Source organism: Pseudomonas sp. RIT357, from assembly GCF_000632245.1.
In the GTDB taxonomy this organism is placed as follows: Bacteria; Pseudomonadota; Gammaproteobacteria; order Pseudomonadales; family Pseudomonadaceae; genus Aquipseudomonas; species Aquipseudomonas sivasensis.
The window spans coordinates 291541-306143 of sequence record NZ_JFYX01000045.1; the positions used below are offsets into that span (position 1 = coordinate 291541).

9 protein-coding genes are annotated in these 14603 nt (G+C 60.1%); 5 read left to right on the forward strand and 4 right to left on the reverse strand.

Features of this window, described 5'->3' with window-relative positions; genetic code table 11:
• Positions 1–18 precede the first annotated feature (18 nt).
• A complete protein-coding gene (locus BW43_RS06345) occupies positions 19–663 on the reverse strand; it encodes an N-acetyltransferase (protein WP_032889813.1) in 645 nt (214 codons plus the stop codon).
• Positions 664–831: 168 nt separating this feature from the next.
• Here BW43_RS06345 and xthA point away from each other — a divergent pair, with 168 nt between their 5' ends.
• Entirely contained in the window at positions 832–1644 is an 813-nt protein-coding gene (gene xthA / locus BW43_RS06340) for an exodeoxyribonuclease III (protein ID WP_032889816.1), read from the forward strand.
• A gap of 142 nt (positions 1645–1786) precedes the next feature.
• Entirely contained in the window at positions 1787–3121 is a 1335-nt protein-coding gene (locus tag BW43_RS06335) for a substrate-binding domain-containing protein (RefSeq protein ID WP_032889820.1), read from the forward strand.
• 133 nt (positions 3122–3254) lie between these two features.
• Here the strand turns inward: BW43_RS06335 and BW43_RS06330 are convergent, their stop codons facing one another.
• Positions 3255–4484: an acyl-CoA dehydrogenase gene (locus BW43_RS06330; RefSeq protein ID WP_032889822.1), complete on the reverse strand. Its 1230-nt coding sequence runs from the start codon at positions 4482–4484 to the stop codon at positions 3255–3257.
• Between the two features lie 166 nt (positions 4485–4650).
• On the opposite strand from BW43_RS06330, the gene BW43_RS06325 reads away from it, so the two are divergent.
• The 3 genes from BW43_RS06325 to BW43_RS06315 all read left to right on the forward strand — a co-directional run bounded on the left by BW43_RS06325 (position 4651) and on the right by BW43_RS06315 (position 7024).
• A complete protein-coding gene (locus BW43_RS06325) occupies positions 4651–5586 on the forward strand; it encodes a LysR family transcriptional regulator (RefSeq protein ID WP_032889823.1) in 936 nt (311 codons plus the stop codon).
• 114 nt (positions 5587–5700) lie between these two features.
• A complete protein-coding gene (locus BW43_RS06320) occupies positions 5701–6093 on the forward strand; it encodes a MerR family DNA-binding transcriptional regulator (RefSeq protein WP_032889825.1) in 393 nt (130 codons plus the stop codon).
• 16 nt (positions 6094–6109) lie between these two features.
• Positions 6110–7024, forward strand: coding sequence for a hydroxymethylglutaryl-CoA lyase (locus BW43_RS06315; RefSeq protein ID WP_032889827.1), 915 nt, complete (start codon positions 6110–6112; stop codon positions 7022–7024).
• A gap of 550 nt (positions 7025–7574) precedes the next feature.
• Here BW43_RS06315 and BW43_RS27990 read toward each other — a convergent pair.
• Positions 7575–12737: an NEL-type E3 ubiquitin ligase domain-containing protein gene (locus BW43_RS27990; RefSeq protein ID WP_050442862.1), complete on the reverse strand. Its 5163-nt coding sequence runs from the start codon at positions 12735–12737 to the stop codon at positions 7575–7577.
• A gap of 81 nt (positions 12738–12818) precedes the next feature.
• The gene (locus BW43_RS06310) at positions 12819–14453 is read right to left on the reverse strand and encodes an AMP-binding protein (RefSeq protein WP_032889828.1); all 1635 of its coding nucleotides are present in this window, start codon (positions 14451–14453) and stop codon (positions 12819–12821) included.
• Positions 14454–14603: the final 150 nt, after the last annotated feature.

Sequence of the window (14603 nt, forward strand, 5' to 3'; positions counted from 1 at the left end):
ATTCTGAAAAATTCTGCATTAAGCCGTTGCAGCATGTAACAGCTGGGGATTGGGGTGGAAAAAGACATGCTCCAGGATAGGCCCTACAGCGACTTCGCCGATTTCCTCATAGCCCTGGCGCTTGTAGAAATCCAGGTAGCGGGAATTGCCGGTGTCCAGCACCACACCCGAAGAGTGCGGGTCTTCGGCGCACCAGTTATGCACCGCCTCCAGCAACTGTTCACCGTAATGTTTGCCCTGGAACTGCGGGTGAATGCCCAAAAGCGGCAGCACATGCACCGATTCGCTCGGCAGGCACGCCAGCACGGCGTGATGATAATCAAGATACCGCCGTGTACCGCGCACGCCAGTGCTCAGCCACATGCGCAGTTGCCACGCCCAGCTCTCAGTGATCCCCAGGCGCCGTTGCGGGGGTGCGATCAAGGCAATGCCGATCAGCCGATCATTCACAAACAAACCAATCGCCGGAAGCTTCTGAAAGAAATGCTGCTTGACCAGCTCACGCACAGTGGCGCGTACCCGCTGCTCATAACCTGGGCGTTCGGCTTCGAAGATGTAGGCAAACGTCGGCTCATGCCGATAGGCCTGGTACAGCAGGGAGCGGGCCTCGCGGGAATAGCCGCTGTTGAGCAAGCGAACTTCGCCAATGGCAGTGTCAGTCATACAATCAATCTCCCTGGGCGCCACTCAATAGATGGCGTTCTTATGGGTACGAACCTACGCAGCACCAGTCGTTCCCAGACATTAGCAGCGCATCTGTCCTACCGCCACGCTGGCCCCCGTCCGACTTGTCCGCTAGCATCGCCCTTTTGCCAGACTGGACCGCCGACCATGAAAATCGTCTCCTTCAATATCAACGGGCTGCGCGCCCGCCCCCATCAGCTGGCGGCGCTGATTGAAAAGCATCAACCCGATGTAATCGGCCTGCAGGAAACCAAGGTCCACGACGACCAGTTTCCTCTGGCCGAAGTACAAGCACTGGGCTATCACGTTTACTACCACGGCCAAAAAGGCCACTACGGCGTGGCGCTGCTTTCGCGTCAGCCTGCGTTGAGCCTTCACAAAGGCTTTGCCAGTGACGAAGAAGACGCCCAGCGTCGTTTTATCTGGGGCACCTTCGCCGATGAAAACGGCAACCCGGTGACCATCATGAACGGCTATTTCCCACAGGGTGAAAGCCGCGACCATCCAACCAAATTCCCCGCCAAGCAGCGCTTTTACGAAGACCTGCAACAGTTGTTGGAAAGCCAGTTCAGCAACGATCAGGCGCTGGTGGTGATGGGCGATGTGAATATTTCCCCGGAAGACTGCGACATCGGCATCGGCGCCGACAACGCCAAGCGCTGGCTGAAAACTGGCAAGTGCAGCTTCCTGCCCGAAGAGCGCGAGTGGATGGCCCGCCTGAAAAACTGGGGCCTGGTGGACAGCTTCCGTCACCTCAACCCGGACGTGGCCGACCGCTTCAGTTGGTTCGACTACCGCAGCCGCGGCTTTGAAGATGAGCCCAAGCGTGGGCTGCGAATCGACCTGATCATGGCCTCCAACGGTTTGCTGCCACGGGTCAAGGATGCCGGCGTGGATTACGACCTGCGTGGTTTGGAAAAACCGTCGGACCATGCGCCGATCTGGCTTGAACTGAGCTGATCCCCCTGACTGTACTCGGGTCAAATGTGGGAGAAGGGGCAAGCCCCCTCCCACACTTTTGATCATTTGAGTGTCAGTCACATTATTGAAATCCTACTGACTTAATCTCGCGGCACTCCCTTTGGCTTGAGAAGGTGCCGGCATGATGCTGCGCGTTCTGTTCCTGTTGTGTTGCGCATTTTCCCTCTCCGTTGTGGCTGCCCCCCTACCCGTTCCCGATCAAGGCCCGGCCTTGCGAATCCAGGGCTCCAACACCATTGGCGCGGCGCTGGCCCCGGCATTGGCCAAGGGTTTGATGGAGCATCAAGGGTTGCAGAACGTGCACAGCGAACCTGCCGAGGGCGCCAATGAACAGCGCGTGATCGGCAAGACACGCCAGGGCAAAACGGTGACTATCGACGTCGCAGCCCACGGTTCCAGCACAGGCTTTGTCGCCCTGAAGAAAACCAGCGCCGACCTTGCGGCCTCGTCCCGACCGATCAAGGACAGCGAACTGGTAGACCTTGAACCGCTTGGTGACTTGAAAAGCCCCGACGCCGAACACGTGATCGCCATCGATGGCCTGGCAATCATCCTCAATCCGCAGAACCCGCTGAATACCCTGAATACCGAGCAACTGGCGCAGATCTTCAACGGTGAGATCAGCACTTGGGAGGCTCTGGGCGGCATCGGCGGCGCGATTCATATCTACGCCCGCGATGATCAGTCGGGCACCTACGACACCTTCAAGGAATTGGTGTTGCGCCTGCGCGCCAAGCCCCTGGTTTCTTCGGCCAAGCGTTTCGAGTCCAGCGAGGCATTGTCCGATGCGGTGAGCCAGGACCCTCAGGGCATCGGTTTTATTGGGCTGCCCTACGTGCGCCACGCCAAGGCCGTGGCGATTGTGGATGGCGACTCGCAACCGATGTTGCCGCTCAACAGCCTGATCGCCACCGAGGATTATCCGCTGTCGCGCCGATTGTTCTTTTACCTGCCGCCCACGGCCCATAACCCGTGGGCCAAGGCGCTGGTGGACTTTGCCCAGAGCAGCAAAGGCCAGGCGATTGTGGCGGCCAGTGGGTTTATTGCGCAGCAGGTGCAGGCCATGGCCGTGGAACCGCGCCCGACAATGCCGGATGACTATCAAGCCATCGCTCGGGACGCTCAGCGCTTGACCGTGAATTTTCGTTTCGAAGAAGGCAGCGCCAGCCTGGATAACAAGGCGCGCCAGGATGTGCAGCGGGTGGTGGCGTATCTCAAGGGTCACGACAAGCTGGACAAAAAGGTGACGCTGGTGGGATTCGGCGATACCAAGAACGACCCGCAGCGGGCGGCGCTGCTGTCTAAATTGCGGGCGATGGCGGTGCGGCGGGAGTTGGTCAAGAGCGGCGTAGTACTGCGAGATATTCGCGGGTTTGGTGCGCAGATGCCGGTTGCGGCGAATACGGCGGATGAGGGGCGGATCAAAAATCGGCGGGTGGAGGTTTGGGTGTACTGAGGACTGCCGGATCTTCAGTGCCTGATCCTGCCTCATCGGGGGCAAGCCCCCTCCCACAGGTGACCGCGTATCTCCAGTAGGAATACTGTCGAATGTGGGAGGGGGCTCGCCCCCGATTGCAGGCGACGCCGTATTACTGCCCGCTGCGCATCAACTCTTTAGGCACATATTTGCCGATTTCAAACTTGCCGATTGCAGCGCGGTGCACTTCGTCCGGGCCGTCGGCCAGGCGCAGTGTGCGCTGCATCGCGTACATGTAGGCCAGCGGGAAGTCGTTGGAGACCCCTGCGCCGCCGTGGATCTGGATCGCGCGGTCGATGACCTTCAGCGCTACGTTTGGCGCCACCACCTTGATTTGCGCAATTTCGCTTTTCGCCACTTTGTTGCCCGCGGTGTCCATCATGTACGCCGCTTTCAGGGTCAGCAGGCGCGCCATGTCGATCTCCATCCGTGAGTCGGCGATCTTGTCGATATTGCCGCCCAAGCGTGCCAATGGTTTACCGAACGCGGTACGGCTGACCGCGCGTTTGCACATCAACTCCAGCGCACGTTCGGCCATGCCGATGGAGCGCATGCAGTGGTGGATACGGCCTGGACCAAGACGACCTTGGGCAATTTCAAAGCCGCGGCCTTCGCCAAGCAGTACGTTCTCATAGGGCACACGCACGTTGTCGAACAGCACTTCGGCGTGGCCGTGAGGCGCGTCGTCGTAGCCGAACACCGGCAGCGGGCGCACGATTTTCACGCCGGGGGTGTCCACTGGCACCAGGATCATCGAGTGCTGCTGGTGGCGCGGCGCGTCAGGGTTGCTCAGGCCCATGAAGATCAGGATCTTGCAGCGCGGGTCGCAGGCGCCGGAGGTCCACCATTTCTTGCCATTGATCACCCACTCGTCGCCCTGGCGTTCGGCGCGGGCGGCCATGTTGGTGGCGTCCGACGAGGCGACGTCCGGTTCGGTCATGGCGAAGGCCGAGCGAATCTCGCCGCGCAACAGCGGTTCGAGCCAGCGTTGTTTCTGCTCTTCGTTGGCGTAGCGCACCAGTACTTCCATGTTGCCGGTATCCGGTGCCGAGCAGTTGAACGGCTCCGGGCCCAGCAGTGAACGGCCCATGATTTCGGCCAGCGGCGCATATTCGAGGTTGGTCAGGCCGGCGCCCAGTTCGGACTCGGGCAGGAACAGGTTCCACAGGCCTTCGGCTTTAGCCTTGGCTTTCAACTCTTCCATGATGGCGGTGGGCTGCCAGCGGTCGCCTTCGCTGACCTGGCGTTCGAACACCGGCTCGGCCGGGTAAACGTAAGCATCCATAAACGCGGTGACGCGTTCACGCAGTTCCTGAACCTTGGGCGAATAGGCGAAATCCATGAGCAGCTCCCTTCTTTGAGAGGTTGTTTAGGTCATGCAATCGATGCTAGAACAGCGCTCATAATTTACCTAGCCTATTCTCGGCGTGTATTAACATTCATCACCGATATATGATCGGCGTCTCAGCACGCAACAAATCGCCACCTAACAATAAGAGCGCAACCCAATGAATCTGAGCAAGGTCGACCTCAACCTCTTTATCGTCTTCGACGCGATCTACACCGAAGCCAACCTGACCCGCGCCGGTCAGATCGTCGGCATCACCCAGCCGGCGGTGTCCAACGCCCTGGCACGCCTGCGCGAGACCTTCAACGACCCGCTGTTTGTGCGCACCGCTCAGGGCATGGTGCCCACGCCGATGGCGCAGAACATCATCGGCCCGGTGCGTAATGCGCTGTCGTTGCTGCGAGTGTCGGTACAGGAAAGCCGTATCTTCAATCCGCAACAGGCGGCCAAGACCTACCGCATCAGCATGACCGACCTCACCGAAGCGGTGATTCTGCCGGCGCTGTTCCAGCGCCTGCGCCGTCTGGCGCCGACGGTAGTGATCGAAAGTTTCCTGTCCAAGCGCCGCGAAACCACTAAGGAACTGGCCGCCGGGCGCCTGGATTTTGCGGTGGATGCGCCGCTCAACACCGACCCGCAAGTGCGCCACGTCAAGCTGATGGAAGACCGCTACGTGTGCGCCATGCGCAAGGGCCACCCGATGGCGAGCAAGGACAAGCTGACCCTCGACGATTACCTGGGGCTGACCCATATCCACATCTCCAGCCGCCGCAACGGCCTGGGCCATGTCGACCTGGCCTTGGGAAAAATGGGCCTGCAACGCAAGATCGCCCTGCGCTCCCAGCATTACCTGATGGCCTCGCAAGTGTTGCAGCAGACCGACATGGTGATGACCGTGCCCGAACGCTTCGCGCGGCGCCATGAGTTGCACTGGGTCAACCTGCCGGTCAACGATGTGCCTCCGGTGGAAACGCACCTGTACTGGCACGAAAGCACCGACCAGGATCCGGCCAACCGCTGGATGCGTGAGCAGATGATCGAGTTGTGCCAGCAGGTTACGGCCCATGAGAAGAAGCTGGACAAACAACAAGCCTGAGGTTGAAGCGCGTTCCCTGTGGAGGGGGCTTGCCCCCTATGGTCAGCGAAGCTGGCCTTGACGTTTACGTCAACCTGCCATTAGCTTAGCGCCAGGACCTTCTTGAGCGCCGCCATGAGCATCACCTACAGCATCTCCGACCTCGCCCGCGAGCTCGACATCACCACTCGCGCCATTCGCTTCTATGAAGAACAAGGCCTGCTGACCCCGGAGCGCCGGGGCCAGGAACGCATCTATTCGGCACGAGACAAGGTCAGCCTCAAGCTGATCCTGCGCGGCAAACGCATCGGTTTTTCCCTGGCCGAATGCCGCGAGCTCATCGAGCTCTACGACCCCAGCAGCGGCAACCACATCCAGCTCAACAGCATGCTGGCCAAGATCGCAGAGCGCCGCGAGCAGCTTGAGCAACAGTTGCTAGATATCGAACAGATGAAACTGGAACTGGACACCGCCGAAGAGCGCTGCACCCAGGCCCTCGCGCACACCATGAGCCAGGCTGGCCATTGATCAGAAGGTAACTGCCATGTCCCACCCATCAAATCCACTCCCCTCCCATGTGCGCCTGGTCGAAGTCGGTCCGCGCGATGGGCTGCAGAACGAAGCCCAACCCATCAGCGTGGCCGACAAGGTGCAACTGGTGGACGCCCTCAGCGCGGCGGGTTTGAGCTACATCGAAGTTGGCAGTTTCGTCTCGCCCAAGTGGGTACCGCAGATGGCCGGTTCGGCCGAGGTATTTGCGCAGATCCAGCGTAAGCCCGGCGTGACCTATGGCGCACTGGCACCGAACCTGCGAGGTTTTGAGGATGCGCTGGCGGCCGGGGTGAAAGAAGTCGCGGTGTTTGCGGCAGCGTCCGAGGCGTTTTCCCAACGCAATATCAACTGTTCCATCAGTGAAAGCCTGGAACGCTTTGCGCCGATCATGGCTGCAGCCCGGCAACATGGCATCAGCGTGCGCGGCTATGTGTCCTGCGTGTTGGGTTGTCCTTACGAAGGCGAGATTGCGCCAGAGCAAGTTGCCGCAGTCGCGCGGGAGTTGTATGCCATGGGCTGCTACGAGGTTTCCCTGGGCGACACCATCGGCACCGGCACGGCGGGCTCAACCCGGCGGCTGTTCGATGTCGTCGGTGCGCAGGTGCCACGGGACAAACTGGCGGGCCACTTCCATGACACCTACGGCCAGGCGGTCGCCAACATCTACGCCAGTCTGCTGGAGGGGATCAGTGTGTTCGACAGCTCTATCGCGGGCCTCGGCGGCTGCCCTTACGCCAAGGGCGCCAGCGGTAACGTTGCCACTGAAGACGTGGTCTACCTGCTCAACGGCCTGGGGATCGACACCGGCATCGACCTGCAAGCATTGATTGCCGCAGGCCTGCAAATCAGTCAGGTCCTGGGCCGCCCTACGGGTTCGCGGGTGGCCAAGGTCCGTAATGCCGTTTGAGTAGAGCAGCCGTGACAATGTGTTACCGCACGACTACACATCGAGTAACACGGGAACATATTTTGTCGAACTTTGCGTGAGCCAAATCCGAACAAAAAACTAACCTACTGATTTTAAAGTGTTTTTAAAAGTTGGCACGGCTTCTGCTATCTCTATGGCATAACAAGAATAAAAAGCGCCAAACCTAATAAAAATAAGACGAAACGACTCTGACATAACAAAAACAACACGGCAGAGACGCAGCTAACAGATTTTTTTGGAGAAGATGTGCTTCGCAGGGTACGGCTCGCCGAAACCCGCAACCGGTTAGAGAAAAATAAAACTACCTCAGGTAGCTACCCACTGGTTGGATCGGTCACGAAGAAGCAGGTCAGCGCTCAAAAAAATACGTTTGCTCTTGACCCCGCATGGGGGTCGCTAAAAACAGCGGTAAAAGGGTCACGGCTACCAAAAACAACAACAGGCCGCCCTTCAATAATAAAAAAGAGCACGCAACGACAAATTAAAGGGGACCCTCGGGTCCCCTTTGTGCTTTCTGCACATGGCCTTTTCAGACCTCTGTCCCCTGCTCCGCGGCGGCGTTGTTGAGCACCGACCGCGTCAGCGTGCGCATGGCCTGTTCTTCTTGCTCCCACTGCGCCACGCGCAGCAGGTTGAACTGCTCGATATAGAACGCACTTTGCATCGAACCATCCACCAGAATCTCTTCCCTGGGCTTACCCAGCACAGTCATCAGGTTATCGACCAATTCGGTGTGTGTTGCCTGCCACTGCGCCCTGTCCGGCGCGCTATCCTCCAGCGCCTGCCAGTCCGAGACCGCTTCGAGCGCCTCGCCCTTGGCCCGGTTCAGCGCGGTACCGGGCGCCGTCAAGGCCTCAAGCTCCTGAGGGTAGCGAGTGCGCAAGTGCTGTTGCCAGAAACGCCGCTCGGCAAAAAACGCTGACTCATCCGCAACCATCCGCTCATGCGCGAGCACCTGCGTATAGGCCTGGTCGAGTGCTGCCGGGCTTACATTGGCTTGCTGGGGAAACAACATGCCGCGGGATTTGACGGGCAGGTCCAGCCGGTCCGCCAGACCGACCCGATAGGCCAGGATGACTTCGACCTGCTCGGTGAACCCAGGCCCTCGCGCCTCGACGTCCCGTTGCGCAAGGGTGTCCACCAGATGCAGGCGAAACAGTTTTTTCGCGGTGCTGATCAGTGCGCCCTCCGCGTGCGCATCCCCCGCTTGTACCAGGGCCCTTGCGCCGATCAGTTCCCTTTCAAGGTTCATGAACTCCACCGTGGTGCCATCGCCACAGGTGACTCGATCATCTGCGGTGCTGAAGAGCGTTTCGCGGATGTCTTGACTTTGCTGTGCTGCTTCCAGCATGTCCCACACCCGCGCCGCCAGGGCTGCACGGGTGTTGGATGAGGCATATTCGGCGCTGCGTGTGGTGTCGGCCAGTACCGTGAAGAACGGCGCCGAGTCGGCACTGGCACTCAGGTCATCCCACAGGATCCTGCGCTCGGCCTGCAGCGCCGTCGGTGTATCGGCCAGCCAGAGTACCCGCGCTTCGTCGGCGGTGACATGGTCTGCCCATTGCGCCTGATTCACCGGAAACTCACCGGGTAGGCGCACCCGGGTAGCCTCCGAAAAGGGGTTGTCATGCACAGAGATCCGTTCCAGATGCTGGAACGCGTACTCCGGCAGTGTCGTGAGCCGATTGGTATGCAGGTCGATCCGCGCCAGTTGAGTCAGTTGCTCGACGCCCGCCGGGAAACGAGTGGTCCCGGTATCACTCAGATACAGCTGGTTCAGACTGCGCATGTTGCGCACGTCGGCGGTCCATCCCAGGTTGCGATTGCCGGAGAGGTTTAGAATCTTGAGGCCATGCATGGCTTCCAGGCGCGCTCGGCTTTGCTCGGTCAGGCGAATATCGTTGCGGCTCAGGTTGAGCTTGGTCAGCCCAACGCCCGCATTGGCGAACTCCGGCAGTTGAGTGAGGTTGTTCTCACGCATGTCCAGCCAGCGCAAACCGCCGAAGGACTGCAGAAACGGCAGGGAGCTGTCCGACAGCCCCATGCGCCGTAAAGTCAGGCGGCCCACGTGGTCCATATTGGCGCTGAGCTGCGGAAGCTCGTCGATGACTTCACCAGACAGATCCAGGACATGCCCGATAGACGTACCATCCGCCGCGAACGCCGTAGCCGACTCGCGCTGCCAGGCGTATCGCACGGTCGCGCTGACCCGGCGCCTGGCGCTGCGGTAACCGGGCTCACCTTGTTGCTGCCAGGCGACCAATTCCCGGTCAAGCTGTGCGAACTCTTGTTCAAGCTGATTAAGCCTGGCCACCAGCGCCGCACTGCCACGACCTTGCAACCCCAGCATCTCGACCACCGCCTCAATGGATTTCGACGGGTACAGCATCATTGCTTTCATCACGCACACCGAGGGCCATTGCTGCGCGCCACCCACCGGGCTGAGCGGGTAGCCGATGCGCCCGTCGGCCAGGCGCATGGGCGACTTGAACCCCGGCTTGATCGCTTGCAGGCCCAGGGCTTGGCGGCTGGCCTGTTCGCTCAACGGCTGAGTGGTGATCTGTGCCTTCAAGGTCGGCGTCGATTCGCGTATTCGCGGCATGTCGAGGTCCTGATCCTCAGTGGCCACCAGTAGCGCGCTGTAGAACGCGTCTTTATCGGCACGATGGTACGAAGCCACCTGCGGTTCGCGGTACACCGCCCATTCCTTCATGCTGACGCGCACAAGGCGCCGCTGTCGCGGGGCGTCCGCACGGCCTATGCGGTCCAGCACCGGCCCGTCATAGGTGCCTGCACGCAACTCGATGCCGACACCGTCGAGGCGGCCGGGCAGCGCCGCCAGCTTGTGCAGCGCCAGGTGTACGCCATCCATGGTCAATTCACTGTCAAACAGCATGTCGGTATGCGCACGCATGACCCGTGCTTTTTGCAGGTAACAACGAGCCTCTTCGGCCAGACGCAGGGGCAACCGGGATGTGCTGTCCAGGTGCACCAACTCCTCGGGGCTGGCGTGGTTGGCCAGCTCCTCGGCGGCGAGCCGGGGCAGTCCGGGGAAGCTGTCCTGGATCAGCTGTGCATGAGTATTGCTGGGCCTATCACCGGCCAAAACCTCCTCGCGGTACAGCTTGCCCTGGGTGTTCTTCGCCACCTCCAGCAACCGGTCACGGTACCTGAGTGCTCTCGCCTCGGGCGTACGCTGCGCGGGCATCATAAGCTGCGCCTTTGCCTCCAAGTCTTCTCGGCTTGCCGGCCGGGGAATGGGATCGCCTTCCTCGTCCGTCAGACCACCAATATCCAGGCGAGTACGGAGATCGTCCAGCACGGCCTCTTCGTCGAGCAGTTGACGGATTTCAGGCTCACTCAATTGTTTGAGAAAAGCCGGCAGCAACATGCCACTGTCGGTCTGCTCGGCATCAAGCTTCACCACCTGGCTGCGCGTCCTGACCCGGTCAGAACGCCAGGTCAGATTGCCTTCGGCATCAAAGATCACCAGCACCCTGGATTTTGGCCACAGGCCGTTGTCCACCAGCAATTTCAATTGCAAGGTCGCGTCGACCCGGCCGAACACCTGCGGATCATCGCTGCTCAACTGGTCGATAAACGCCTGGTGCTTGCCCGCCAACTCAAAGCGCCGCAGTGTTTCGCTGAATATCGGTGGCGGCAGTTGCTGCTCGACATAGATACGGCGCAGTTCATCATCGGACACCCCGCTGATCAGCCGAAGCTGCTCCAACTGGTCATCGCTCAGGCGCTCGACACGGGGGCCCATACGGCGCAACAAGGTTGTGCGATCCCAACTCAAAGGCTGTTCAAACTCGTGCACCCACGCGCCTTCGCCGTTATGCCGGATACGCGGTGCATAGCGCGTGTCACCTTCGGGATGGATCAATGTGAAGGCATTGCGGCCCCGTGCGGCCTGGACTTCATAGTGGCCGCCACCTGCAGCCGGCAAGTACAGGCGCCCCTCGTGGGGATAGAGTCCATCGGACTGCGGTACAAGACCGGCCGGCAATGTAACCTGATGCTTGTAGGCACCCGGGCTGAAGTCATACAGACGTGGTCGCCCGCCCATCTGGACATGCACCAGCCGTCTGACCAATGCGGTGTCCTTCAATACCGTCAGCGCCTTGGGGACCGCCAGCCCCGCCACATTCAGCGCCACCGCCGAGAGATGCGCCCAGGCCTGGTGCGTGTCGCCGTCGGACCATGACTCAAGGCCCTCACACACCTCGCGAGCCATCTGTATCGCCCCCACCACCAGCATCACTTCACCGAGCACCGGCACCACGAACGCCGCCAGATTAAGAATATCCAGGGCCTTGCTGCCCCACGACCAGAGCCAGGCATTGTAGGTTCGCGTAGTGATGTCGTCGGTCGAGACCGCGCCGGCACTGGCGTTGTTCATGATCGAACGCACGCGCTGCAACGCGCTGTCGTACCACACGTCTTTCCAGACCTTGCCGTAGTCCCCCTGGCGCTGGATCGGCGTTCTCTTGTTTGCATCAAAATTATCGCTGAAGCGGTACCCATCCTCAGGGTCAAGCAACATTTTAAGCTTGGCAAAAAAATCATTCTGCTCGGCCAGTGGCACAAATTGGCTGAAGAACGTTCGGTACTTCGTGCGGCACAGGCGCAGGGTCAGTGCTTCGGTGAAAGCGCCCACGTTGTCATAGGCCTTTAGCGGATAAAGCGGATCGCCGGGGATGTAAACCATGCAAGGCCGAGGCACGATCTCGGAGTTGACCAGGTACTGCTCCATCACCCGCGGGCCGATGATCAGGATGCTGTCCAGCTCCAGCCCCAGCAGCCGAAATCGACAGAACGCGACATCATCACCCGCCCATTTGCGTCCAACCGGGTCGATCAGGATCTGTTTGATCAGCGCATGCTGAGACGGGTCGATATCCGCCTTCATCAAGGCGATCTCAGCGGCCAGTTCCAGTTGGTTTCGATGGCTGGTGATCAGCGTGCTGTAGAGCTTTCCGGGCGGCGCGTCTGGCACCGCGTTTATGTGCGCATTGATCGTGGTACGCACGTGTTCGAAGTATGACTTGCCCAGGTCAAGCTCCCGGCACAACTGGGCAAAACGATAGGCGTCAATGTCCAGTTTTTGCGCCTGGACACTCCACACAGAATGAATGACGCGTACGCGGTAGCTGTGAAAGTTGTAACAGGTGATCAGGTGGCAATCACCGCACACCGGTGCGGTGGCCTCACTCGCAGTGAAGTTATTCAGCGCCGCTTCAAGCAGGCTCTGGCCTTTATAGAAATAAAACTCGGGCGCCAGTGCATGCTCGCTGTCGGGTTCCAACTCAGCGGGTCCGGGGTTGCATGTGGTGTTCGCCATCTTGCGCGCATAGAACACCTGGCGAACGTCCATGCGTTTACCGAACGTTTTCTCGATGGCGGCAACCAGTAATGGCTCGGCGTAGTCCGCCGGATTTTGCAGCGAACCAAGCAACTGATCGAGCTGGTTCAGCGAGCGCCGACTGCGCTCGTGAACCTTCTTGAGCCGCTCCTTGGCTGGCGCTTGCGCCTGTTTGTACCAATCCGGGATACGCAGGCCCACGGCGGTCAGTTCGGTTTTACGCGCGTCTACTGCATCAGTGTACCACCCGGGCGTGTTGTCGCGGATTACCGTGACGTGAGGGCCCTGATCCTCCTCAATGTCAGGTGTGGCTGGGTCTGTCATGTGCATCGCCTTCAGATAGCGGAATATCCCGCCACTCTAGGCAATGGGCCCCATACCGAAGCGGTAGCCATGCACCGCGTTTCAGACGTCGCCCTGCAGCTCCTGGAGACTGATTTCGCGCATCCTGAATTTCTGGATCTTGCCCGTCACCGTCATCGGGAACTCCTCCACAAACTTGAAATGCCGAGGCGTCTTGAAGTGCGCTATGCGGTCCTTACACCACGCCTGCAACTCCAGCGCATTGGCCACATGGCCAGGGTGGAACTTGATCCAGGCGACAATTTCTTCGCCGTAGCGCGCATCGGGAATGCCGATGATCTGCACGTCAGCCACTGCCGGATGGGTGAAGAAGAACTCTTCCAGCTCCCGTGGGTACACGTTTTCGCCGCCGCGAATGATCATGTCCTTGTTGCGCCCGGCAATGCACACGTAACCGTGTTCATCCATGCTGGCCAGGTCGCCGGTGTGCATCCAACCGGCGTCGTCAATGGCCTCTCGGGTGCCTTCGGGGTTGTTCCAGTAGCCGAGCATCACGCTGTAGCCACGGGTGCACAGTTCGCCGATCTGGCCGCGTGCAACGGTGTTGCCCGCCTCGTCGATGATCTTGTTTTCAAGTTGCGGCTGGGTGCGACCGACAGTGGTCACGCGGCGTTCCAGGTCGTCATTGGCGCCGGTCTGCAGCGACACCGGGCTGGTTTCGGTCATGCCGTAGGCAATCTGTACTTCGCCCATGTGCAGTTCGCTGATGACCCGGCGCATCACTTCGATGGGGCACGTGGCGCCGGCCATGATGCCGGTGCGCAGGGTGGACAGGTCAAAGTCGGCGCGGCCCGGATGATCGAGCATGGCGATGAACATGGTGGGCACGCCATACAAGCCGGTGGCGCGCTCTTCGGCGACGGCGGTGAGGGTCAGCAGCGGGTCAAAGCCGTCATTGGGGTAGATCATGGTGGTGCCGTGAGTGATGCAGCCCAGGTTGCCCATCACCATGCCGAAACAGTGGTACAGCGGCACCGGGATCACCAGACGATCCTGCGCGGTGAGGCCCAGGCTTTCGCCGACCATGTAACCATTATTGAGTATGTTGTAATGACTGAGGGTGGCGCCTTTGGGGAAACCGGTGGTGCCGGAGGTGTATTGAATGTTGACCGGTTGATCGAAGTGCAGGCTGGCCTGGCGCGCGTGAAGTTGCTCAGGCGCAACGCTGGCGCCGAGGTTCGCCAGTTGCGACCAAGGCATAAACCCCGCGGGCGGCTCGGGGTGAAGGCTGATCAGGCCGCGCAGGTCGGGGTTCAGTTCCTGCAACATAGCGTGGTAATCGGAGGTCTTGAACGAACCGGCACACACCAGCCATTGGCAGCCGGATTGCTTGAGCACGTAGGCAAGCTCGCTGCTGCGATACGCGGGGTTGATGTTGACCAGGATCACGCCGAGCTTGGCGCTGGCGATCTGGCTGATGCACCACTCCGCGCAATTGGGCGCCCAGATGCCCAGGCGATCGCCGGTCTGCATGCCCAATGCGAGGAACGCGCGGGCATGCAGTTCAACCGTCTCGGCCAATTGCTGCCAGGTATAACGACGTTGCTGATGAAGCACTACCAGCGCTTCGCCCTGAGGGTATTGCGCGACGGTGCGATCGAAGGCCTGGCCAATGGTCATGGCCAACAAGGCCTTGTCCTGAGCGCCACGGCTATAGCTCGGCTGCGGTTGATCCATAACGACCCCTGTTGTCTTTTTTGTAGGTTGACGTAAACGTAAACTACGATTGACAGCACCACAACGCAAGCTTACGTTAACGTAAAGGTGAGCGCCCTCCTCTGATGAGCCCTCCATACAACAACAACGCTGATATTTAAGGTGCCTGTC